Genomic DNA, 24,052 nt, shown 5'->3' on the forward strand with positions numbered 1-24,052 from the left:
TTTATTCTCCACAGGCAGGAAGTTGAGAAAGTTGTGCCGGTAACGTCTGAGCGTACAATCCGGCGCGTTTTACCGCATTTACCACCGCGCGCGGAGTAATCGTCGCGCCGGTGAACTGGTCGAAATCACCACCATCTTTCTTCACCGCCCAGTGCGCATCATCCGCACCACTGATTTTTTTACCCGCAAAATGGGTGATCCAGTCAGAAAGGCGCAGTTCGATTTTATCGCCAAGCCCTGGCGTTTCGTGGTGCTCTGTCACGCGCGTGCCTAGTACCGTGCCGTTAAAATCGGCTCCCACCAGCAGCTGAATCGCACCAGAATAGCCATCTGGCGCAGTTGCTTCCAGAACGGCGGCTACCGGTTTGTCATCCTGTTTGGCGATGTAAACCCGATGCTCACCTTTACCTAACTCTGGCGCAGTTACCAGATAGCAACTCTGTGCCAGCGCATTGTTATAGCGTTCGGCTGGCAGCACCTGATCAAATAACGCCTTTTGTTGCAGACTGGCCTGTTCAGCAATTGTCGTTTTGGTCATCTGATTGATGGCCGCAGTTAACCCTGTAGAACCCGCTGCAAATAGTGCCAGTGTAATGCCGTGTTTTCGGATAGTTTTCAGCATGGTTTACCCTTTGCGATGGCCGTAGACGCGCGGACGCGTGTAGTAATCGATCAGAGGAACCGTGATGTTCGCCAGCAGGACGGCAAAAGCCACGCCGTCAGGATAGCCGCCGAAACTGCGGATCAACCAGACTAATAAGCCCGCCAGCGCGCCGAAAATAAGACGACCACGATTGGTCGTAGAAGCGGTAACCGGGTCAGTCAAAATAAAGAATGCGCCGAGCATGGTCGCTCCAGACAGCAGATGAATTTGCGGTGCTGCCAGTGTTTCTGGTGAGAACAACCAGCCCAACGTTGCGCATAACGCCAGCGTTACTAAGAAGCTGAGGGGAATATGCCAGCGAATCGCTTTCTGCCACAGCAACCATACGCCGCCAGCCAGCCAGGCGAGATTTACCCATTGCCAACCAACGCCCGCCAGCATACCGCTGTAGATCGGATATTGCATAATCTGTTCAACCGAATGACCGGCACGGACAGAGGTTTTAAATGTATCCAGCGGTGTCGCCTGACTAATGCCATCAATACCTAAGCGTAGCGTGTTCATATCACCACCACTGGCGGTATGTCCGCTGAAAATAACCTGTATGGCGTCGATAAAACCAGGGATGTTGACCGCAATTTCATGCGGCGGTAACCAGCTGGTCATCTGCACCGGGAAGGAGATCAGTAAGACCACATAACCAATCATTGCCGGATTAAACGGGTTTTGCCCCAGACCGCCATACAACTGTTTAGCGATGATCACCGCAAACACCGTACCCAGCACGACCATCCACCACGGCGCGAGGGGGGGAATACTTACCGCCAGCAATAAGCCTGTCAGCAATGCTGAGTTATCTTTCAACGTTGCGGCTACCGACTGCTTGCGTAGTTTGAGTACGAGAGCTTCGGCTAATAGAGCACTGACCGACGCCAACAGGATCTGAACGAGAGTACCCCAGCCAAAAAACCACAGTTGCGCAGCGATTCCTGGCACGGCTGCGATCAGCACCAGTAGCATAATGCGCGATGTCTGGCGTTGGTTATGGGTATAAGGGGAGCTAGCTATTCTGAATACCATTTAGTCCTCGTTTACAACCTTTTGCTGGGCGGCTTTTTTGGCCTGAACGCGGGCAATAGCCGCGGCAACTGCCGCTTTGCGCGGATCGACAGGTTCTTCTGCCTCCGCATTAGCCTGCTGCTGTTCCCGCTTGCGTGCTTTGGCACGGGCAATCGCAGCTTCGACGGCGGCTTTGCGCGGATCGACCTGTTCTTCTGGTTCCGCATTAGCCTGTTGCTGTTCCAGCTTGCGTGCTTTGACGCGGGCAATAGCGGCTTCGACGGCGGCTTTGCGCGGATCGACCGTTTCGTCTGGTTCGGCATTAGCCTGTTGCTGTTCCAGCTTGCGTGCTTTGGCACGGGCAATCGCAGCTTCGACGGCGGCTTTGCGCGGATCGACCTGTTGTTCTGGTTCGGCATTAGCCTGTTGCTGTTCCAGCTTGCGTGCTTTGGCACGGGCAATCGCGGCTTCGACGGCGGATTTGCGCGGATCAACCTGTTCTTCTGGCTCCGCATTAGCCTGTTGCTGCTCCAGCTTGCGCGCTTTGGCGCGGGCGATAGCGGCTTCAACGGCAGTTTTACGTGGATCAGCAACGGTTGCTGCGTCGTTAGTTTGCTGCAGTTCTGCCTGTTTCGCTCTGGCTTGCGCTTTACGGGCTTCCCGTGCTGCAATAATTGCGCTGTTATCCGGGCGTTCGCCCGCTTTAATCACAATAGGCTGTGTAGCCTGGGCCTGTTTCTCTTTCACCCGCGCCAGAGCGGCAGCAATCGCATCTTTATCTTTGGCTGCAGGTTGAACGGCTGCGCTCTTATGTCGTTCAAGGCGAGCCGCTTTTTCGCGCTCCAGACGAGCCTGGCGCGCTTCGAAACGCGCTTTGGCTTCTGCGGCGCGCTTTTCTTCCTGACGAATAGCCGCAATTTCAGCTTTTTCCTGACGGAAATATTGCACCAGGGGAATATTGCTCGGGCAAACCCACGCGCAAGCCCCACATTCAATGCAGTCGGCAATGTTATGCGTGGTGGCTTTATCGTGTTGTTGACCTTTGCTGAACCAGTACAACTGTTGCGGCAAAAGATCCGCAGGGCAGGCGTCAGCACAGGCGCTACAACGGATGCAATTTTGTTCTTCCTGTGGTTCGCCAAGCTCATTGGCAGAGGGAGCCAACAGACAGTTGGTAATCTTTACGACCGGGACATCCAGCCATGGCAAGGTAAAGCCCATTAGCGGGCCGCCCATAATCACCATTTGATCGGCAGAGGGGCAGAATCTGGCATCATTCAATAAATGACGCACTGGCGTACCCAGCCGTGCCCAGACGTTGCCCGGGCGTGCGATTGCTTCGCCAGTCAGGGTCACGACACGCTCAGTAATCGGTTCGCCATCGATAACGGCACGTTTCACTGCATAAGCAGTGCCGACGTTTTGCATTAATACGCCGATATCGGATGAACGCCCGCCATGTGGAACCTGCTTCCCGGTCAGAATGTAGGTTAATTGTTTAGCACCGCCAGAAGGATATTTGGTTGGAATCACCCGCAGAGAAATATCGTGAGAGTCCGCCAGCACCGCGCGCAGCATGGAAATCGCCTGCGGTTTGTTATCTTCAATGCCGATAAGAATTTCGCGTGGCTGCAGAATATGCGCAAGAATGCGAATACCCTCTACGACCTGAGCCGCGCAATCCTGCATCAAACGGTCATCGGCGGTAATGTACGGCTCGCACTCAGCAGCGTTGATAATCAACGTTTCAATCTTATCTCCGCCGCCCTGCAATTTAACGCCTGTCGGGAATCCCGCACCACCCAGCCCGGCAACACCAAACTGATGAATGCGCTCGATTAACTCTTCGCGACTGCGAGAGCGATAATCGTCCCAGCCGTCGCGCGGGATCCAGCAGTCTTCGCCATCGGCATCAATAATCACGCTTAATTCAGCTAAAGCTGAAGGATGAGCCGTAGAGTGGGGCGCAATAGCCGTAACGGTACCCGAGGTGGGCGCGTGAACTGGCAGCATTTTGCCGCGTCCACGGGTAAGCGGCTGGCCGCGCAGTACTTTATCGCCGACACTAACGCACAACTCACCTTCAGCGCCAATATGCTGTTTCAGTGGAATAACAAAACGCTGCGCCAGTGGTACCTGGCGCAGGGGCGTACCGTTGGACTGGGTTTTCATCTCCGGTGGATGGATGCCGCCGTTGAAATCCCAGATTTTATTTTGTCTGAATGCAGAGAATAACTTAAGCATGGTGTTCCACGGGAATGATACGCACGGGAATGGTGTTCAGATCCCATTTCCAGGAGTCAGGTGTTTCTGCAACCGGTTGCAACGAGATGCAGTGCGTCGGGCACGGATCAACACATAAATTGCAGCCCGTACAGAGATCACTCATTACCGTATGCATGGCGCGGGTAGCACCAACGATGGCGTCTACCGGACACGCCTGAATACATTTAGTGCAGCCAATACAGTTATTTTCATCAATAACCGCCACCATCCGCGCAGGCGTTAGCTCTTGCGCTTCGCCATCCAGCGGCTGTGGCTCGACATTAAGCAACTCAGCAATTTTTAGCATCACAGCTTCGCCACCTGGGGCGCAGCGGTTAATTTTTTCACCGTTACAGCTGATGGCTTCCGCGTAGGGGCGACAGCCGGGATAACCGCATTGACCACACTGGCTCTGCGGTAAGATTTCGTCAATTTTCTCAACGACCGGATCGTCTTCCACCGCAAAACGGCGGGAGGCATAACCCAGAATGGCGCCAAACGCCAGGCCCAGCAGGCTCACGGCGGCAACGGCAATCCAGATAGCATTCATTACAACTTCACCAAACCACTAAAGCCCATAAAGGCCAGAGACATAAGACCTGCGGTAATTAACGCAATGGCATTACCGCGAAAAGGTGCCGGGACATCAGCCACAGCAAGGCGTTCGCGGATGGCGGCGAAGAGCACCATCACCAGCGAGAAACCGACAGCGGCGGAAAAACCGTACAGCGCCGACTGCAAGAAATTGTGCCCGAGATTGATATTCAGCAACGCCACGCCGAGCACTGCACAGTTGGTGGTGATAAGCGGCAAAAAAATCCCCAGCAGACGGTAAAGCACCGGGCTGGTTTTGCGCACCACCATCTCGGTGAACTGCACAACCACAGCAATCACCAGAATAAACGCCAGGGTGCGCAGGTAAATCAGATTAAGCGGGATCAAAATCCACGTATCGATAAGCCAGGCGCAAATAGACGCCAGCGTCATCACAAACGTTGTAGCCAGCCCCATGCCCATCGCGGTTTCCAGCTTTTTGGAAACCCCCATAAACGGACAGAGGCCGAGAAACTTGACCAGTACAAAGTTATTGACCAGTACAGTTCCGACAAACAGTAACAGGTAGTCAGTCATTTTTCGGCCTGAAATAAAAAAGCCGCCTATTATCCGTTAATCCAGAGCAGGCGACAACAGGTTAACTGTAAGGTTATTACGGATTCACAAACGTCGCTTTCACCCGCGACGAGCGTTTAAAATAGGGGACGATCAATGCGGTTGCCAACAAAGTAAACAGTAACTGGCGAACGGCTATGCCATCTTCCACGGGTGAAAAAGCGAACGCTTTTACTGCCAGCAATACGGAAATAAGCAGCCAGATAATATAGTGTTTAGGAACACAACGCCGACGTTTAAAGAAAGCGATGGTCAACCACAGTGTGTAATACCACATGGCGATAGCGGTAATAAAAGAAACGCCCCATAAGATTTGTGTCGTCAGTGCTTGTTCGCCGAGCGTTTGAAATGTTTGCGGAGAAGATAACGCAGCGGTATACAGCAACAACGCCAGCGTCGTACTTAACAGAGCGACTAAAAGCCAGGCCAATGGGCCAAGCAACCAGCCTCCAATACGTTGTGGCGTTGTGGTGGTCATAGGTTCTCCATAATAGCGACGCAAACAGGCAAATCTAATTTTAGGGGCGTTATTATAAGGCTTTTATAACCGATCGCTACTTTCTTTATTGGACATAGTGCCAGACGGACTTCGGTACCTGGCCGAGGTCAAACAAACGCCCGCCAGAAACCAGCTCTGCGCGACGGTGATCGGCAGCACGATACATATTGATCAGTTCCTGATCGTCCGTCAGGGTGTAATTAAGATGGTCGTAGAGTTTTTCCAGACTTTCGAGTGAACTGATTTTGCGAAATTTTAATAAGTAGTCCTGAACAGTCATAAAAGGTCCATAAAATAATTAATACCAAAGGGGTAGGTATTATTAGTGATGATAAAATTTCACCAAAAGTGAACGTTTGTATTATTACAATAATAAGAATGCGCTGATGGCAAATATTCAGGGATGAAAAACTGCTCTGGAAAGAGTAACGCGCTTTACTATCCCTGACAATCATCAACAACATCGAACAAGATAATAAATTCCTGGTTTAATATCCGACAAGTTAAAACATGCACCCGGTCGGGCAGCATGTCGCTCTACAAGAGTAGAGCTTACTTGTGTTGTACCGTAGCACTCTGTTCAGGTGGCTGATAGTTGTCAATGTGACTCGCCACGCCAAGAAGAATGACTGAAACGACAAGAACGATCCAACCTGTTAATTCAATAAGACGATTCATTACAGCCCACATCTCTGTTGATTGATCCATTAACTTCAGGGGGTAAATGTTACTTAGCAATAATAGCTCCAGCAAGATTTTTACTGAGGTTTTTGCGATATTTAGCTTTTGTCGTTGGAAAATTCGCTATTTTTTTGACTTAAGTTAAACAACATCCCTTATTGCTGGCAGGTTATTAAACTGTTGAGCGAGGGTAAAGGATAGTGTCAAATAGCCATCATACTTCAATGAGAGGCAATGACATGAGCGACAACATCCGTGTTGGGTTGATTGGGTATGGTTATGCGAGCAAAACCTTCCATGCGCCCCTGATTGCGGGCACGCCCGGGCTGGAACTGGCGGTAATCTCCAGCAGCGATGAAACAAAAGTAAAAGCCGACTGGCCAACGGTTACGGTTGTCTCTGAGCCGAAGCATCTGTTTAACGATCCCAACATAGACCTGATTGTCATCCCTACACCCAACGATACCCATTTCCCGTTAGCCAAAGCGGCGCTTGAGGCGGGTAAACATGTGGTCGTTGATAAACCCTTTACCGTGACACTGTCACAAGCGCGAGAGCTGGAAGCGCTGGCAAAAAGCCTGGGGCGTGTGCTGTCTGTATTCCATAACCGTCGCTGGGATAGCGATTTCTTGACGCTAAAAGGTTTGCTCGCGGAAGGCGTACTGGGTGAAGTTGCTTACTTTGAGTCTCATTTTGACCGCTTCCGTCCGCAGGTGCGCGATCGTTGGCGTGAACAGGGCGGCCCTGGCAGCGGTATCTGGTACGATTTAGCACCGCATCTTCTTGATCAGGCCATTACGCTATTTGGTTTACCGGTTAGCATGACGGTAGATTTGGCACAGTTACGGCCCGGAGCGCAGTCGACTGATTATTTCCACGCCATCTTGTCCTATCCGCAGCGGCGAGTCATTTTACACGGCACCATGCTGGCAGCCGCTGAGTCAGCACGTTATATCGTGCATGGATCCCGAGGCAGTTATGTGAAATATGGCCTCGATCCACAGGAAGAACGTCTGAAAAATGGCGAGCGTCTGCCGCAGGAAGACTGGGGCTACGATATGCGTGATGGCGTACTTACCCGCGTGGAAGGTGAGGAACGTGTCGAAGAAACGCTGTTGACGGTGCCGGGGAATTATCCGGCTTACTATGCGGCTATTCGTGATGCGTTAAATGGCGATGGTGAAAATCCGGTTCCGTCAAGTCAGGCAATCCAGGTAATGGAGTTGATTGAGCTGGGCATCGAATCCGCCAAACATCGCGCGACGCTGTGTCTGGCGTGAAAAGAGGATGGTGCAATTAGCACCATCCATTTTTGTTACTTCGCGGCGACTTTTTCTCGCAGTGCGCGTTTTTCCTCTGCGCTGAGGAAAGCCATTTCCAGACCATTAATCTGCGCCTGGCGGATTTGCTCGCGGGATAACCCAGCAGCCGGCGCGGCAACGGTATATTCGTGAATGATATCCACTCCCTGTACGCCGGGATCGTCAGTGTTAATGCTGGCACGAATGCCATGCTCAAGGAACGTTTTCAGCGGATGTGCCGCCAGCTCTGCCACGGTGCTGGTCTGAATATTGGAGGTCAGACAGGATTCAATACCAATTTCCTGCTCGGCGAGAAAATCCATCAGCGCCCGATCTTCAATGGCTTTTACGCCATGTCCAATACGCTCCGCCCCCAGTTCACGAATCGCCTGCCAGATGCTTTCCGGCCCGGCAGCTTCGCCTGCATGGACGGTAATATGCCAGCCCGCATCACGCGCGCGGTTGAAATGAGAAAGGAACAGACTTCCCGGGAAACCAAGTTCATCACCGGCTAAATCAAGTGCGGTAATCTGGTCACGGTGGGCTAAAAAGGCCTCCAGTTCTTGCTGACAGGCGGCTTCACCGAAGGTCCGGCTCATAATGCCGATAAGCTTCGCCTGCACACCAAAGGTGCGGCAACCTTCACGTACGCCATCGATCACCGCTTCGACAACACCCGCTACAGGCAGCTGATGTGCCATTGCCATGTAGCCCGGTGAAAAACGCAGCTCGACATAGTGCAGGCCGTTACGGGCTGCATCTTCAATGTTTTCAAATGCCACGCGGCGGCAAGCATCAAGAGAGGCGAGAACTTTAACGCCCCAGTCAAGTTTGGTCAGAAAGCTCACCAGATCGGGTTCGTTGGCAATGACCTGAACGTGGGGAATCAGTGTTTCCAGGGATTGTGCAGGAAGCGAGATATTATACTGGCGGCCAAGTTCAAGAATGGTCTGGGGACGAATGTTGCCATCAAGGTGGCGATGGATATCAGTTAATGGCAGGGTGGTATCAATCATGGTCGCACTCTTTTTCTGGATATAAAAGTGCGCACCATTATAAAAACAAAGCAGGGTAAAAATCCACGATTGCGCAACGATTTTTTACGTTGCGCAATTGGGGTTAACGAACAGCGCGGATGGCGTTAATTAATCCAGCAACACCTTTTTCCAGTTTCGAACGTGGGCAGCCGGCATTGAGACGGACAAAACCACGACCTTCTTCACCGTAGATATACCCCGGCATGATCGCGACCTTCTCATGCTCGATAAGCGCTTTTTGCAACGCGTTGTCGTCAATATTCAACGGACGTAGATCAAGCCAGGCCAGATAAGTGGATTGCGGGATCTGCCAATTGAGTTCAGGGAATGCGGCGTTCATTTTATCTGCGATATACGTCAGGTTATCTTTCAGATAGACGCGTAAGGCATCCAGCCACGGCGCGCCTTGCTCATAGGCGGCGATATGGGCAGTTAACGCCAGTACTGAAGGGGAAGAAAGGCCATCACGTCCTTTCAGTGCCGATAAATAGGCTTCACGGCTGCTGCTATTTTCTATTATCCCGTAAGCACCGGTCAGGGCGGGAATATTAAAGCTTTTCGAGCCCGACGTGAGTAACGCCCAGTCTCCGCGCGCCACATTACTCCAGGGAATATGCGGCTGCTCGCCCCAAACCATATCCATATGGATTTCATCGGAGATAACCCGCACACCATGACGCTCACACAGGTCAGCCATGATCTCCAGCTCATCGCACGTCCACACTTTCCCGGTAGGATTCTGTGGGCTACACAGGAGCATAATTTTACATTCTGGTTTCGCCAGCACGGCTTCCAGCTTGCCCATATCGCAAAACCAGCCGTCAGGCTGCTTCTCTAAAGCAACGGGCATTACTGTGCGCTGGTTACCTTCAATGGCCTTGTAAAATGCGTCATAGGCGGGTGTGTGGATCACCACGCCTTCACCTGTTTCAGACCACTGACGAATCAGTTCTGAAACCATATAGATAACAGAAGGGCCATACACCACCGACTGAGGATCGATGGCGGTGTAATGCTGGGTGGAAAACCAGTGGGCAATAGCCGCGAGAAACTCATCGTTTTTCCAGCGGCTGTAGCCAAACACGCCGTGCATCAGGCGCTGATTTAGCGCCTCGATAATGCAGGGGGCAGTGGCAAAATCCATGTCTGAAATCGTGAACGGTAACAGGTCAGCAGTGCCGAAACGGTCAGCGACATAATCCCACTGCGTACACCATGTGCCATGACGATCCACGACCTTTGAAAAATCGAACATATCTTATCCTTATGCCTGAACAGTATGCATCAGACCGGCCATTTCATCTTTTACTGACTGAACTTGTGGCCCGATAACAACCTGCAGGTTATGTTGATTGAGTTGTACTACGCCAATTGCCCGATTGTCCTTCAGTGCCTGCACATTAACAAGCGACATATCTTTCACAGACAAACGCAGACGGGTAATGCAGTTATCGAGGCTGACAATATTGTCGGCACCGCCTAAGGCTTCGAGGATTGCCGGAACGTTGTAACCTGATTTACCCGGTGCACCGGCAACGGCTTTTTCGATTGAGCTGGCAACTTCGCTATCGCGCCCCGGGGTTTTCAGATTGAAGCGGGTGATAGCGAAACGGAAGATGACGTAGTAAACGACAAACCAGATTGCCGCCACCACTGGCACCATGTACCACTTGGTTGACAGACCATGCAAAATACCGAACACCACGAAGTCGATGATATTGCCGTCGGTATTACCGATGGTGACGCCGAGCACAGACATGACGGTGAAGCCGAGGCCGGTTAACAGCGCGTGGATGACATACAGAACTGGCGCTACGAACAGGAACAGGAATTCCAGCGGTTCGGTCGTGCCGCCAACGACACAGGCGATCAGGCCAGAAATCAGCAGCCCTTTAATTTTATGGCGATTTTCCGGGCGCGCGCAGTGATACATAGCTAACGCTGCACCTGGCAGACCGCCGAGAAACGCAGGCATTTTGCCTTGCGAAAGGAAACGCGTGGCGCTTTCAGAAAAACCGTGAGTGGTCGGGCAACTCAATTGCGCCTGGAAGATGGTCAGTGCGCCGCTGACGGTTTGACCGCAGACTTCCTGCGTGCCGCCTGCGTCGGTAAAGCGAATTAATGCCACCAGAATGTGATGCAGACCAAACGGCAACAGCAGACGTTCACCGGTACCAAACAGCATCGGTCCGAAATCACCCGCGCTGTTTATCATATGGCCCAAGCCGCTAATACCCATGGCGAAAATCGGCCAGACTAATGGAATCACCAGACCGACAAGACCCATTACCAGTGAGGAGATGATTGGCACGAAGCGCGTACCGCCGAAGAATGCCAGCGCATCCGGCAGGCGGATATTATGGAAACGCTCATGCAGCATCCAGACGATAATACCGGCGATCACTGCACCGAGGATCCCGGTGTCGATCGACTGGATCCCAAGAATGCTCTGAATGTTATTGGCTTTCAGAACCGCGGCGTCCGTGGTTGGCAGAATGCCTTTATTGGTCAACCAGAAGTTTACCGCGAGATTCATTACCGCATAACCGACAAAGCCAGCAAATGCCGCTACACCTTTGTTTTCGCGTGCCAGGCCCAGCGGGATGGCGATACAGAACATGACTGGCAGGAAACTAAAAGCAAACGAGCCAATCTTACTCATCCAGGTAAAGATAGCCTGCAACACGGGGTTGCCCAGGACCGGGATCAGGGTGATGACATCATGGCTGCTAAGAGAACTACCAATGCCGAGCATAATGCCGCAGAACGACAATAATGCCACGGGTAACATGAAGGTTTTGCCTAACTGCTGGAAGAACTCCCACAGCGTGACTTTCGGTGCTGTTTTCGCCGTCATAAAACGACTCCTCGTAGAGAACAATCTGGATTCAGTAAATTGCGCGAGAAGATAAAACGTTTTATCAAATTTTAGTGAGGCACAAATCACATTACGCAACGATAATAGCGGGTATAAGATAAATAAAAGGTAAAACGTTTTATCTGTCACATAATCAGGGAGTAGGTCATCTGCATGGCTACCGCCAAAAAAATAACCATTCATGATGTTGCACTGGCTGCGGGTGTGTCGGTAAGCACCGTTTCGCTGGTGCTAAGTGGCAAAGGGCGAATCTCTACCGCCACAGGAGAACGCGTTAACGCCGCCATTGAAGAGCTGGGATTTGTGCGCAATCGTCAGGCGTCGGCGCTGCGCGGCGGGCAAAGCGGCGTCATTGGTTTGATCGTCCGTGATTTATCTGCGCCGTTTTACGCCGAATTAACGGCCGGATTGACGGAAGCTCTGGAAGCGCAGGGACGGATGGTTTTTTTGCTTCACGGCGGTAAAGACGGCGAGCAGCTGGCACAGCGGTTTTCACTGTTATTGAATCAGGGGGTCGATGGTGTGGTAATTGCCGGGGCTGCAGGAAGCAGCGATGACCTGCGACGGATGGCAGAAGAAAAAGCTATCCCGGTGATTTTCGCTTCCCGTGCCAGTTATCTTGATGATGTTGATACGGTTCGCCCGGATAACATGCAGGCTGCACAGTTGTTGACGGAGCATCTCATTCGCAATGGGCATCAGCGTATCGCCTGGCTGGGAGGGCAAAGTTCCTCATTAACCCGGGCAGAGCGGGTGGGGGGCTATTGTGCAACTCTACTAAAATTTGGCCTGCCGTTTCACAGCGATTGGGTGTTGGAGTGCACTTCCAGCCAGAAGCAAGCCGCGGAAGCTATCACGGCGCTTTTGCGTCATAACCCGACCATCAGTGCCGTGGTTTGCTACAACGAAACTATTGCGATGGGGGCCTGGTTTGGTTTGCTGAAAGCAGGGCGGCAAAGCGGGGAAAGCGGAGTCGATCGTTACTTTGAACAACAGGTTTCGTTGGCGGCATTTACCGATGCAACGCCAACCACACTTGATGACATACCTGTTACCTGGGCCAGCACGCCTGCGCGGGAACTTGGTACGACTCTTGCGGATCGCATGATGCAAAAAATCACCCACGAAGAGACGCATTCGCGCAATCTTATTATCCCCGCCCGGCTCATAGCGGCAAAATAATCCTCTCTTTATCTGCTATACCTGGTAGTGTCCTTTCCTCAAGGTTAATGATAAAAAATGTGGCACACAGGCGGTGCCTTTTATTTTTACTGAAGTTCACAGGAGGTTTATGTGTTTAATTCTGACAACCTAAGACTCGACGGAAAATGCGCCATCATCACAGGTGCGGGTGCAGGTATTGGTAAAGAAATCGCCATTACATTCGCGACAGCTGGCGCATCTGTGGTGGTCAGTGATATTAACGCCGATGCAGCTAATCATGTTGTAGATGAAATTCAACAACTGGGTGGTCAGGCATTTGCCTGGCGTTGTGATATTACTTCCGAACAGGAACTCTCTGCACTGGCAGACTTTGCCGTCAGTAAGCTGGGTAAAGTTGATATTCTGGTTAACAACGCCGGTGGCGGTGGTCCTAAACCGTTTGATATGCCAATGGCGGATTTTCGCCGTGCTTATGAACTGAATGTGTTTTCTTTTTTCCATCTGTCACAACTTGTTGCGCCAGAAATGGAAAAAAATGGCGGTGGCGTTATTCTGACCATCACTTCTATGGCGGCAGAAAATAAAAATATAAACATGACTTCCTATGCTTCATCTAAAGCTGCGGCCAGTCATCTGGTCAGAAATATGGCATTTGACCTGGGTGAAAAAAATATTCGGGTAAATGGCATTGCGCCGGGGGCAATATTAACCGATGCCCTGAAATCCGTTATTACACCAGAAATTGAACAAAAAATGTTACAGCACACGCCGATCAGACGTCTGGGCCAACCGCAAGATATTGCTAACGCGGCGCTATTCCTTTGCTCGCCTGCAGCCAGCTGGGTAAGCGGACAAATCCTCACGGTCTCCGGTGGGGGGGTACAGGAGCTCAATTAATACACTAACGGACCGGTAAACAACCGTCCGTGTTGTTTACCGGGATAAACTCATCAACGTCTCTGCTAAACAACTGGCAACCAAATCACGGATATTGGTTAACCAATTTACGAGTGAAAAGTATACGAATAGAGTGTGCCTTCGCACTATTCAACAGCAATGATAGGCGCTCACCTGACAACGCGGTAAACTAGTTATTCACGCTAACTATAATGGTTTAATGATGGATAACATGCAGACTGAAGCACAACCGACACGGACCCGGATCCTCAATGCTGCCAGAGAGATTTTTTCAGAAAATGGATTTCACAGTGCCTCGATGAAAGCCATCTGTAAATCTTGCGCCATTAGTCCCGGGACGCTCTATCACCATTTCATCTCCAAAGAAGCCTTGATTCAGGCGATTATCTTACAGGACCAGGAGAGGGCGCTGGCCCGTTTCCGGGAACCGATTGAAGGGATTCATTTCGTTGACTACATGGTCGAGTCTATTGTCTCTCTCACCCATGAGGCCTTTGGGCAACGGGCGCTGGTGGTCGAAATTATGGCGGAAGGGATGCGTAACCCACAGGTCGCCGCCATGCTTAAAAATAAGCATATGACGATCACGGAATTTGTTGCCCAGCGGATGCGTGATGCCCAGCAAAAAGGCGAGATAAGCCCAGACATCAACACGGCAATGACTTCACGTTTACTGCTGGATCTGACCTACGGTGTACTGGCCGATATCGAAGCGGAAGATCTGGCGCGTGAAGCGTCGTTTGCTCAGGGATTACGCGCGATGATTGGCGGTATATTAACCGCATCCTGATCCTCTCTCTTTCCGCGGGCTGGTGACAACTGAGCCCGCGTTTCATATCGTAATTTCTCTGTGCAAAAATTATCCTTCCCGGGTTCGGAGAATTCCCCCCAAAATATTCGTCGTAGCAATATATCATGAGAGTTTATCGTTTTTAAGATACTCGAACGAACGTTCGATTGCTTATTTTATGGCTTCTGTCAACGCTGTTTTAAAGATTAATGCGATCTATATCACGCTGTGGGTATTGCAGTTTTTGGTTTTTTGATCCCGGTGTCAGTTCTTTTTATTTCCATTTCTCTTCCATGGGTTTCTCACAGATAACTGTGTGCAACACATAATTGGTTAACTAATCAGATTAAAGGTTGACCAGTATTTTTATTTTAATGAGGAGTCCCTTATGTTACGTCCTGTAGAAACCCCAACCCGTGAAATCAAAAAACTCGACGGCCTGTGGGCATTCAGTCTGGATCGCGAAAACTGTGGAATTGATCAGCGTTGGTGGGAAAGCGCGTTACAAGAAAGCCGGGCAATTGCTGTGCCGGGCAGTTTTAACGATCAGTTCGCCGATGCAGATATTCGTAATTATGTGGGCAACGTCTGGTATCAGCGCGAAGTCTTTATACCGAAAGGTTGGGCGGGCCAGCGTATTGTACTGCGTTTCGATGCGGTCACTCATTACGGCAAAGTGTGGGTAAATAATCAGGAAGTGATGGAGCATCAGGGCGGCTATACGCCATTTGAAGCCGATGTCACACCGTACGTTATTGCCGGGAAAAGTGTACGTATCACTGTTTGTGTGAACAACGAACTGAACTGGCAGACTATCCCGCCGGGAATGGTGATTACCGACGAAAACGGCAAGAAAAAGCAGTCTTACTTTCATGATTTCTTTAACTACGCCGGGATCCATCGCAGCGTAATGCTCTACACCACGCCGAATACCTGGGTGGACGATATCACCGTGGTGACGCATGTCGCGCAAGACTGTAACCACGCGTCTGTTGACTGGCAGGTGGTGGCAAATGGTGATGTCAGCGTTGAACTGCGTGATGCGGATCAACAGGTGGTTGCAACTGGACAAGGCACCAGCGGGACTTTGCAAGTGGTGAATCCGCACCTCTGGCAACCGGGTGAAGGTTATCTCTATGAACTGTGCGTCACAGCCAAAAGCCAGACAGAGTGTGATATCTACCCGCTGCGCGTCGGCATCCGGTCAGTGGCAGTGAAGGGCGAGCAGTTCCTGATTAACCACAAACCGTTCTATTTTACTGGCTTTGGTCGTCATGAAGATGCGGATTTGCGTGGCAAAGGATTCGATAACGTGCTGATGGTGCACGATCACGCATTAATGGACTGGATTGGGGCCAACTCCTACCGTACCTCGCATTACCCTTACGCTGAAGAGATGCTCGACTGGGCAGATGAACATGGCATCGTGGTGATTGATGAAACTGCAGCTGTAGGCTTTAACCTCTCTTTAGGCATTGGTTTCGAAGCGGGCAACAAGCCGAAAGAACTGTACAGCGAAGAGGCAGTCAACGGAGAAACCCAGCAGGCGCACTTACAGGCGATTAAAGAGCTGATTGCGCGTGACAAAAACCACCCAAGCGTGGTGATGTGGAGTATTGCCAACGAACCGGATACCCGTCCGCAAGGTGCACGGGAATATTTCGCGCCACTGGCGGAAGCAACGCGTAAACTCGACCCGACGCGTCCGATCACCTGCGTCAATGTAATGTTCTGCGACGTTCACACCGATACCATCAGCGATCTCTTTGATGTGCTGTGTCTGAACCGTTATTACGGTTGGTATGTCCAAAGCGGCGATTTGGAAACGGCAGAGAAGGTACTGGAAAAAGAACTGCTGGCCTGGCAGGAGAAACTGCATCAGCCGATTATCATCACCGAATACGGCGTGGATACGTTAGCCGGGCTGCACTCAATGTACACCGACATGTGGAGTGAAGAGTATCAGTGTGCATGGCTGGATATGTATCACCGCGTCTTTGATCGAGTCAGCGCCGTCGTCGGTGAACAGGTATGGAATTTCGCCGATTTTGCGACCTCACAAGGCATATTGCGCGTTGGCGGTAACAAGAAAGGGATCTTCACCCGCGACCGCAAACCGAAGTCGGCGGCTTTTCTGCTGCAAAAACGCTGGACTGGCATGAACTTCGGTGAAAAACCGCAGCAGGGAGGCAAACAATGAATCAACAACTCTCCTGGCGCACCATCGTCGGCTACAGCCTCGGTGACGTCGCCAATAACTTCGCCTTCGCAATGGGGGCGCTCTTCCTGTTGAGTTACTACACCGACGTCGCTGGCGTCGGTGCCGCTGCGGCGGGCACCATGCTGTTACTGGTGCGGGTATTCGATGCCTTCGCCGACGTCTTTGCCGGACGAGTGGTGGACAGTGTGAATACCCGCTGGGGAAAATTCCGCCCGTTTTTACTCTTCGGTACTGCGCCGTTAATGATCTTCAGTGTGCTGGTATTCTGGGTGCCGACCGACTGGAGCCATAGCAGCAAAGTAGTGTATGCATATTTGACCTACATGGGCCTCGGGCTTTGCTACAGCCTGGTGAATATTCCTTATGGTTCACTTGCTACCGCGATGACCCAACAACCACAATCCCGCGCCCGTCTGGGCGCGGCTCGCGGGATTGCCGCTTCATTGACCTTTGTCTGTCTGGCATTTCTGATAGGACCGAGCATTAAGAACTCCAGTCCGGAAGAGATGGTGTCGGTATACCATTTCTGGACGATTGTGCTGGCGATTGCCGGAATGGTGCTTTACTTCATCTGCTTCAAATCGACGCGTGAGAATGTGGTACGTATCGTGGCGCAGCCGTCATTGAAGATCAGTCTGCAAACCCTGAAACGGAATCGCCCGCTGTTTATGTTGTGCATCGGTGCGCTGTGTGTGCTGATTTCGACCTTCGCGGTCAGCGCCTCGTCGTTGTTCTACGTGCGCTATGTGTTAAATGATACCGGGCTGTTCACTGTGCTGGTACTGGTGCAAAACCTGGTCGGTACTGTGGCATCGGCACCGCTGGTGCCGGGGATGGTCGCGAGGATTGGTAAAAAGAATACCTTCCTGATTGGCGCTTTGCTGGGAACCTGCGGTTATCTGCTGTTCTTCTGGGTTTCGGTCTGGTCACTGCCGGTGGCGTTGGTTGCGTTGGCCATCGCTTCAATTGGTCAGGGCGTTACCATGACCGTGATGTGGGCACTGGAAGCTGATACTGTAGAATACGGTGAATACCTGACCGGCGTGCGAATAGAAGGGCTCACCTATTCACTATTCTCATTTACCCGTAAATGCGGTCAGGCAATCGGAGGTTCAATTCCTGCCTTTATTTTGGGATTAAGCGGATATATTGCCAATCAGGTGCAAACGCCGGAAGTTATTATGGGCATCCGCACATCAATTGCCTTAGTACCTTGCGGATTTATGCTGCTGGCATTCGTCATTATCTGGTTTTATCCGCTCACGGATAAAAAATTCAAAGAAATCGTGGTTGAAATTGATAATCGTAAAAAAATGCAGCAGCAATTAATCAGCGATATCACTAATTAATATTCAATAAAAATAATCAGAACATCAAAGGTGCAACTATGAGAAAAATAGTGGCCATGGCCGTTATTTGCCTGACGGCTGCCTCTGGCCTTACCTCTGCTTACGCGGCGCAACTGGCTGACGATGAAGCGGGACTACGCATCAGACTGAAAAACGAATTGCGCAGGGCGGATAAGCCCAGTGCTGGCGCGGGAAGAGATATTTACGCATGGGTACAGGGAGGATTGCTCGATTTCAATAGTGGTTATTATTCCAATATTATTGGCGTTGAAGGCGGGGCGTATTATGTTTATAAATTAGGTGCTCGTGCTGATATGAGTACCCGGTGGTATCTTGATGGTGATAAAAGTTTTGGCTTTGCCCTGGGTGCAGTAAAAATAAAACCCAGTGAAAATAGCCTGCTTAAATTAGGTCGCTTCGGGACGGATTATAGTTATGGTAGCTTACCTTATCGTATTCCGTTAATGGCTGGCAGTTCGCAACGTACATTACCGACAGTTTCTGAAGGAGCATTAGGTTACTGGGCTTTAACGCCAAATATTGATCTGTGGGGAATGTGGCGGTCACGAGTATTTTTATGGACCGATTCAACAACCGGTATTCGTGATGAAGGGGTTTATAACAGCCAGACGGGAAAATACGATAAACATCGCGCACGTTCTTTTTTAGCCGCCAGTTGGCATGATGATACCAGTCGCTATTCTCTGGGGGCATCGGTACAGAAAGATGTTTCCAATCAGATACAAAGTATTCTCGAGAAAAGCATACCGCTCGACCCGAATTATACGTTGAAAGGGGAGTTGCTCGGCTTTTACGCGCAACTCGAAGGTTTAAGTCGTAATACCAGCCAGCCCAATGAAACGGCGTTGGTTAGTGGACAATTGACCTGGAATGCGCCGTGGGGAAGCGTATTTGGCAGTGGTGGTTATTTGCGCCATGCAATGAATGGTGCCGTGGTGGACACCGACATTGGCTATCCCTTTTCATTAAGTCTTGATCGTAACCGTGAAGGAATGCAGTCCTGGCAATTGGGCGTCAATTATCGTTTAACTCCGCAATTTACGCTGACATTTGCACCGATTGTGACTCGCGGCTATGAATCCAGTAAACGAGATGTGCGGATTGAAGGCGCGGGTATCTTAGGTGGTATGAACTATCGGGTCAGCGAAGGGCCGTTACAAGGGATGAATTTCTTTCTTGCTGCCGATAAAGGGCGGGAAAAGCGCGATGGCAGTGCGCTGGGCGATCACCTGAATTACTGGGATGTGAAAATGAGTATTCAGTATGACTTTATGCTGAAGTAAGAAAAAACGCCGGAGAGAAAAATCTCCGGCATTTTGGCTGTGAATTACTGCTGCGGAATAGCGGGTACAGCCGGAACGTTTAATGCCGGCATCGCAAACATGCCAACAAAATCTTCCAGTGGCATTTTCTGCCCGTTTAACGTGATCTGACCGTTAGCATATTGCAGGCTGGTGGTGATGGTATTGTCCTGCAAGGTGGTCAGACGGAACATCTGCCCCATTGCTGATGCACCTTCAACTTGCTGTTTCGCCAGTTTTTTCGCTTGATCTTCCTGATAACCTTCCAGCTTCGCTACCTGAGTCATCAACTCAGTTGCCATATCCACCGGAATGGTCAGTTTCGCATCCAGAGATTTAACCGAGCGGTCTACTTCCTGTGCCAGCGTTTGCGGCGCTTCTTTTGTCGTTGCCGGATCTTTCAGGAACAGCGACAGATTCAACGCACTTTCACCCTGACTATTTTTCCAGCTTAACGGCGCGATAGTAATCACCGGATCGCCTTTCAACATCAGCGGCAGGGCGCTAAAGAAGGCTTCCGTCACTTTCTCCTGATAAAGTTCGGGATTGTTGGCAATCTCTGGCTGTGCCAGAAGCGCCTGAGTTTGCGCGTTATATTGTTGACTAAACTGATGCCAGGCTTCGCCATCAATCTGGCCGACTTTTAAAGTCAGCTTGCCGCTGCCCAGATCCTGATTCTGTACCTTCAGGCTGTTTAGCGAGTAATCCAGTTGGCTATTGATCGTTTTACCGTCATTGACCAGATCCGATTTACCGCTGATCTCCATGCCTTCCAGCAGTGCCAGTTCTTTGCCTTCCACTGAAATGGTCATTTTCTCCAGCGACAGTTTTTGGTTTCCTACGCGCTCACCAAAACTTGCCAGCGTGCTGGAACCGTCGGTTTTCAGATTATTAAAGGTTAACTGCACTTTCTGGTTGTATTCGTTAACCGCGTCTACCCGACCACTTTGCGCCTCTCCGGAAAGGGAGATAGCTTTGCCGTCTTTGTCAGCATTTAACTGGAACTCGCCGCCGCTAAAGGCGACTTTTTCATCCTTTTGTTCGTAATTCAGTGGCTTGAGCGAAATATCGGAACTGGAATCTCCGCTGTAACCAATGCGGGAGTTAATCTCAAAAGGCGTTTCACCCTTTGCCATATCAAACAGTGGCTTGCTTACTTCGTTATTGACCAGCGTAGTTTGAATTGATGCCATAGACGGGATCAGGTTCAGTTTTTTAAGCTGGGCAAAGGGGAAGGGACCATGATCAACTGATTCGTTGAAGATGACGCTCTGACCACTTTTAATCCACGGATTTTCTTTTCCGGCAACGGGTTTCACCAACAGCTGCAACTGGCTGCTGAATACGCCGCGATGATAGTTTTGATAACTTACTTCCAGATTGGATTCAGGAGCTGTCAGTTTGAGTTGCGCGTTCGCCTGCGCGACCATGTCTTCGAGATGGGTTTCTATCTTCTTGCCTGTATACCATGCGCCGCCTGTCCAGACTACGCCTAGCGCAACAATGACGCCTACCGCTACCAGCGATTTATTCATAATGATTATCCATAAAATGAAATCAGGCGGACTGGCCGCCTGAAGGTGTTATAAGCCTTTAATAAGCTTAGCAAGAGATGTTAATTTTTTCAGTAAGCTCTTACAGCTTGTTGTAAACACGCGCTAAACGGCCGTGGCCTTTGACAGTCACCGGTGATTCGTTGGCGGCAATAAACGCTGATTCACCCGGTTTAAGCTGTAACTGCTGAGAACCTTTACACAGCGTTGCATCGCCTTCGACGCAGAACAAAATGGCGGCACTCTGCTGGCTGATGGTGGTTTCTTTATCACTAAGATCATGCAGCGAGAAGGCAAAATCATCCACCGGAATCGGGAAGTCCAGTTCTGCACCTTGTTTCACCGGCTGGGTCAACAACTGGTTAGCCGGTTTGGCTTCGAACTTCACATTGGCAACCAGTTCCGGAATATCAATGTATTTAGGCGTCAGACCCGCACGCAGCACGTTATCGGAGTTCGCCATCACTTCCAGCGCCACGCCTTGCAGGTAAGCGTGCGGTGTTTCAGCGAACAGGAACATCGCTTCGCCAGGATTCAATTTCACCACATTCAGCAACAGCGGGGAGAACAGACCGCTGTCTTCCGGGTAAAATTCAGAAATTAAACGAATCGTTTGCCATGGTTCACCCTGCTGGCTGTCGAGGGCCGATTTTAAAATCGCCAGCGCGCGGGATTTTTCTTCACCCTGCATATTCAACAGGCTGGCGAACAGTTCGCTTAAACGTTCGGCATCAGGCTGTTGTAAAAAGTGAGCAATCGCCGGATGTGCACCTGCGACTGGCTGGAGTAGGGAGACAATCTCGGAAAACTCACGAAACGCGTTCATCGCAAGGAAAGGCGTCAGCGCAAAAACCAGCTCCGGCTTGTGGTTAGGATCTTTATAGTTACGCTCAGCGGCATCCATCGGAATACCTGCAGCATTTTCTTTGGCAAAACCGATTTCAGAATTGCGTTTGTTTGGATGAACCTGAATGGAGAGCGGCTGTGCTGCGCACAATACTTTGAACAGGAAAGGCAGTTCGCCAAAGCGTTTGGCAACGGCCTCTCCGAGCAGAGTCGATTTATCACTCTCAATCACATCACGCAGTGAAACGATATCTCCGGCGGCATTCTGCACTCGTGAACTGCTTTTCGGATGTGCGCCCATCCACAGCTCGGCCATCGGCTGGCTGGACGGATTTTCCATACCATAAAGTTCAGTCAACGCCGTTTTGCTGCCCCAGGCATAGTTTTGCACTGAGTTAATGAGTTTTTGCATGATCAATCCCTGTTTTAATGTGGAAATTAATCCCGCTATTAAAGCAAGAATCCTACGGGAAGTAACCTGGAGCCGCAAAAAGTCGTACTAGTCTCAGTTTTTGTTAAAAAACTGTGTAGGATATTGTTACTCGCTTTTAACAGGGCAACGGAACACCCGCCCAGAGCATAACCAAACCAGGCAGTAAGTGAGAGAACAATGTCAAACAAACCCTTTCATTATCAGGCTCCTTTTCCACTCAAAAAAGATGATACTGAGTATTACCTGCTAACCAGCGAACACGTTAGCGTATCTGAATTTGAAGGGCAGGAGATTTTGAAAGTCGCACCCGAAGCGTTAACTCTGTTGGCGCGTCAGGCGTTTCATGATGCGTCATTTATGCTGCGTCCGGCTCACCAACAACAGGTGGCCGACATTCTGCGTGACCCGGAAGCCAGCGAAAATGATAAATATGTGGCGCTGCAATTCCTGCGTAACTCCGACATCGCGGCAAAAGGCGTTCTGCCAACCTGTCAGGATACCGGCACCGCGATTATTGTTGGTAAAAAAGGGCAGCGTGTATGGACCGGTGGCGGTGATGAAGCAGCGCTGGCGCGCGGTGTCTATAACACTTATATCGAGGATAATCTGCGCTACTCGCAAAACGCGCCGCTGGATATGTATAAAGAGGTGAATACCGGCACTAACTTACCAGCGCAGATCGATCTTTATGCCGTTGATGGTGACGAGTACAAATTCCTCTGTATCGCCAAAGGTGGCGGTTCGGCAAACAAGACGTATCTCTATCAGGAAACCAAAGCGTTACTGACGCCGGGAAAACTGAAAAATTACCTGGTTGAGAAGATGCGCACGCTGGGTACGGCGGCCTGTCCTCCGTATCATATTGCGTTCGTTATTGGTGGAACTTCTGCAGAAACGAATCTTAAAACGGTGAAACTGGCTTCCGCTAAATACTATGATGAACTGCCAACGGAAGGGAATGAGCACGGTCAGGCGTTCCGCGATGTGGAACTTGAAAAAGAATTGCTGATCGAAGCGCAAAATCTTGGTCTGGGTGCGCAGTTTGGTGGTAAATACTTCGCTCACGACATCCGCGTGATTCGCCTGCCACGTCACGGCGCATCCTGCCCGGTCGGTATGGGTGTCTCCTGTTCTGCTGACCGTAATATCAAAGCGAAGATCAACCGTCAGGGGATCTGGATCGAAAAACTGGAACATAATCCAGGCAAATATATCCCGGAAGAGCTGCGCAAAGCGGGAGAAGGCGAAGCGGTGCGCGTTGACCTTAACCGTCCGATGAAAGAGATCCTCGCACAGTTGTCGCAGTATCCCGTTTCTACACGCTTATCGCTGAATGGCACGATTATCGTCGGTCGTGATATTGCTCACGCCAAACTGAAAGAGCGGATGGATAACGGTGAAGGGCTGCCGCAGTACATCAAAGATCATCCGATTTACTATGCGGGTCCGGCCAAAACGCCGGAAGGTTATGCCTCCGGTTCTCTTGGCCCAACGACCGCCGGACGGATGGATTCTTATGTCGATCAACTGCAAGCGCAGGGCGGCAGTATGATCATGCTGGCGAAAGGCAACCGCAGCCAGCAGGTGACGGATGCCTGTAAAAAACACGGCGGTTTCTACCTCGGTAGTATCGGTGGTCCGGCAGCAGTATTGGCGCAGGGAAGTATTAAGAGCCTGGAATGTGTTGAATATCCGGAACTGGGAATGGAAGCCATCTGGAAAATTGAAGTAGAAGATTTCCCGGCGTTTATCCTTGTGGATGATAAAGGAAATGACTTCTTCCAGCAGATACAACTCACACAGTGCACCCGCTGTGTGAAATAAACAGAGCCGCCCTTCGGGGCGGTTTTTTTACATGGCACGAAAGACCAAACATTTGTTATCAAATAGTAAATAATGAGTGAGCTAAAAGTTGCTTAACGAAAGCAAAACAGAAAGAAAAAATTAATCAGGTGAGGAGCA

Annotated in this window: 21 protein-coding genes; 8 read left to right on the top strand and 13 right to left on the bottom strand. The window is 50.7% G+C overall.

What is annotated here, in order from left to right; all coding sequences use genetic code 11:
* Position 1 precedes the first annotated feature (1 nt).
* The 8 genes from rsxG to blr all read right to left on the bottom strand — a co-directional run bounded on the left by rsxG (position 2) and on the right by blr (position 6,275).
* Positions 2-622 (bottom strand): electron transport complex subunit RsxG, encoded by a 621-nt coding sequence (gene rsxG, locus AABJ99_RS11635; RefSeq protein WP_000920784.1) that lies wholly within the window; start codon positions 620-622, stop codon positions 2-4.
* 3 nt (positions 623-625) lie between these two features.
* Positions 626-1,684, bottom strand: a complete 1,059-nt coding sequence (gene rsxD / locus AABJ99_RS11640) for an electron transport complex subunit RsxD (RefSeq protein WP_039021266.1) — start codon at positions 1,682-1,684, stop codon at positions 626-628.
* Positions 1,685-3,907 (bottom strand): electron transport complex subunit RsxC, encoded by a 2,223-nt coding sequence (rsxC, locus tag AABJ99_RS11645; RefSeq protein WP_338387562.1) that lies wholly within the window; start codon positions 3,905-3,907, stop codon positions 1,685-1,687.
* Complete coding sequence (rsxB, locus tag AABJ99_RS11650) at positions 3,900-4,478, bottom strand: electron transport complex subunit RsxB (protein WP_000991809.1); 579 nt, start codon at positions 4,476-4,478, stop codon at positions 3,900-3,902. Before rsxB ends, rsxC begins: the two co-directional genes overlap by 8 nt.
* On the bottom strand, positions 4,478-5,059 hold the full coding sequence (gene rsxA / locus AABJ99_RS11655; protein ID WP_000133193.1) for an electron transport complex subunit RsxA: 582 nt from the start codon (positions 5,057-5,059) through the stop codon (positions 4,478-4,480). The genes rsxB and rsxA overlap by 1 nt, the downstream gene beginning before the upstream one ends.
* A gap of 76 nt (positions 5,060-5,135) precedes the next feature.
* Positions 5,136-5,576 (bottom strand): DUF2569 domain-containing protein, encoded by a 441-nt coding sequence (ydgK, locus tag AABJ99_RS11660; RefSeq protein ID WP_001306099.1) that lies wholly within the window; start codon positions 5,574-5,576, stop codon positions 5,136-5,138.
* A gap of 85 nt (positions 5,577-5,661) precedes the next feature.
* Complete coding sequence (ydgT, locus tag AABJ99_RS11665) at positions 5,662-5,877, bottom strand: transcription modulator YdgT (protein ID WP_000217950.1); 216 nt, start codon at positions 5,875-5,877, stop codon at positions 5,662-5,664.
* Between the two features lie 272 nt (positions 5,878-6,149).
* Positions 6,150-6,275 carry a division septum protein Blr gene (gene blr, locus AABJ99_RS11670; RefSeq protein ID WP_024166213.1) on the bottom strand — a complete coding sequence of 42 codons (126 nt, stop codon included), beginning with the start codon at positions 6,273-6,275 and terminating at the stop codon, positions 6,150-6,152.
* A gap of 242 nt (positions 6,276-6,517) precedes the next feature.
* Here blr and ydgJ point away from each other — a divergent pair, with 242 nt between their 5' ends.
* Positions 6,518-7,558 (top strand): oxidoreductase, encoded by a 1,041-nt coding sequence (ydgJ, locus tag AABJ99_RS11675; RefSeq protein WP_039021268.1) that lies wholly within the window; start codon positions 6,518-6,520, stop codon positions 7,556-7,558.
* A 35-nt stretch (positions 7,559-7,593) separates the two neighbouring features.
* Here the strand turns inward: ydgJ and add are convergent, their stop codons facing one another.
* The 3 genes from add to malX form a co-directional block, all read right to left on the bottom strand.
* A complete protein-coding gene (gene add, locus AABJ99_RS11680; protein ID WP_000567509.1) occupies positions 7,594-8,595 on the bottom strand; it encodes an adenosine deaminase in 1,002 nt (333 codons plus the stop codon).
* 103 nt (positions 8,596-8,698) lie between these two features.
* Entirely contained in the window at positions 8,699-9,871 is a 1,173-nt protein-coding gene (malY, locus tag AABJ99_RS11685) for a bifunctional maltose regulon transcriptional repressor/cystathionine beta-lyase MalY (RefSeq protein ID WP_039021269.1), read from the bottom strand.
* A 9-nt stretch (positions 9,872-9,880) separates the two neighbouring features.
* Positions 9,881-11,473: a PTS maltose transporter subunit IICB gene (malX, locus tag AABJ99_RS11690; RefSeq protein WP_000125609.1), complete on the bottom strand. Its 1,593-nt coding sequence runs from the start codon at positions 11,471-11,473 to the stop codon at positions 9,881-9,883.
* A 174-nt stretch (positions 11,474-11,647) separates the two neighbouring features.
* Here malX and malI point away from each other — a divergent pair, with 174 nt between their 5' ends.
* The 6 genes from malI to uidC all read left to right on the top strand — a co-directional run bounded on the left by malI (position 11,648) and on the right by uidC (position 19,240).
* Positions 11,648-12,676, top strand: a complete 1,029-nt coding sequence (gene malI, locus AABJ99_RS11695; protein WP_000179513.1) for a mal regulon transcriptional regulator MalI — start codon at positions 11,648-11,650, stop codon at positions 12,674-12,676.
* 111 nt (positions 12,677-12,787) lie between these two features.
* Entirely contained in the window at positions 12,788-13,555 is a 768-nt protein-coding gene (gene hdhA, locus AABJ99_RS11700) for a 7-alpha-hydroxysteroid dehydrogenase (RefSeq protein ID WP_000483371.1), read from the top strand.
* 220 nt (positions 13,556-13,775) lie between these two features.
* The gene (uidR, locus tag AABJ99_RS11705; protein ID WP_000969092.1) at positions 13,776-14,366 is read left to right on the top strand and encodes a DNA-binding transcriptional regulator UidR; all 591 of its coding nucleotides are present in this window, start codon (positions 13,776-13,778) and stop codon (positions 14,364-14,366) included.
* Between the two features lie 388 nt (positions 14,367-14,754).
* Positions 14,755-16,566, top strand: a complete 1,812-nt coding sequence (gene uidA / locus AABJ99_RS11710; protein WP_039021270.1) for a beta-glucuronidase — start codon at positions 14,755-14,757, stop codon at positions 16,564-16,566.
* Positions 16,563-17,936: a glucuronide transporter gene (gene uidB, locus AABJ99_RS11715; RefSeq protein ID WP_001075890.1), complete on the top strand. Its 1,374-nt coding sequence runs from the start codon at positions 16,563-16,565 to the stop codon at positions 17,934-17,936. Before uidA ends, uidB begins: the two co-directional genes overlap by 4 nt.
* Positions 17,937-17,974: 38 nt before the next feature.
* Positions 17,975-19,240 (top strand): glucuronide uptake porin UidC, encoded by a 1,266-nt coding sequence (uidC, locus tag AABJ99_RS11720; RefSeq protein ID WP_039021271.1) that lies wholly within the window; start codon positions 17,975-17,977, stop codon positions 19,238-19,240.
* 44 nt (positions 19,241-19,284) lie between these two features.
* Here uidC and ydgA read toward each other — a convergent pair whose 3' ends face one another.
* Entirely contained in the window at positions 19,285-20,793 is a 1,509-nt protein-coding gene (gene ydgA, locus AABJ99_RS11725) for a YdgA family protein (protein ID WP_001043384.1), read from the bottom strand.
* A 100-nt stretch (positions 20,794-20,893) separates the two neighbouring features.
* Positions 20,894-22,069: a mannose-6-phosphate isomerase gene (manA, locus tag AABJ99_RS11730; protein ID WP_032303111.1), complete on the bottom strand. Its 1,176-nt coding sequence runs from the start codon at positions 22,067-22,069 to the stop codon at positions 20,894-20,896.
* A 198-nt stretch (positions 22,070-22,267) separates the two neighbouring features.
* Between manA and fumB the strand changes: the two genes are divergently transcribed.
* The gene (gene fumB, locus AABJ99_RS11735; RefSeq protein ID WP_000066639.1) at positions 22,268-23,914 is read left to right on the top strand and encodes a class I fumarate hydratase; all 1,647 of its coding nucleotides are present in this window, start codon (positions 22,268-22,270) and stop codon (positions 23,912-23,914) included.
* Positions 23,915-24,052 lie beyond the last annotated feature (138 nt).

It is taken from the genome of Escherichia coli (assembly GCF_036503815.1).
GTDB classification, from domain to species: Bacteria; Pseudomonadota; Gammaproteobacteria; order Enterobacterales; family Enterobacteriaceae; genus Escherichia; species Escherichia coli_F.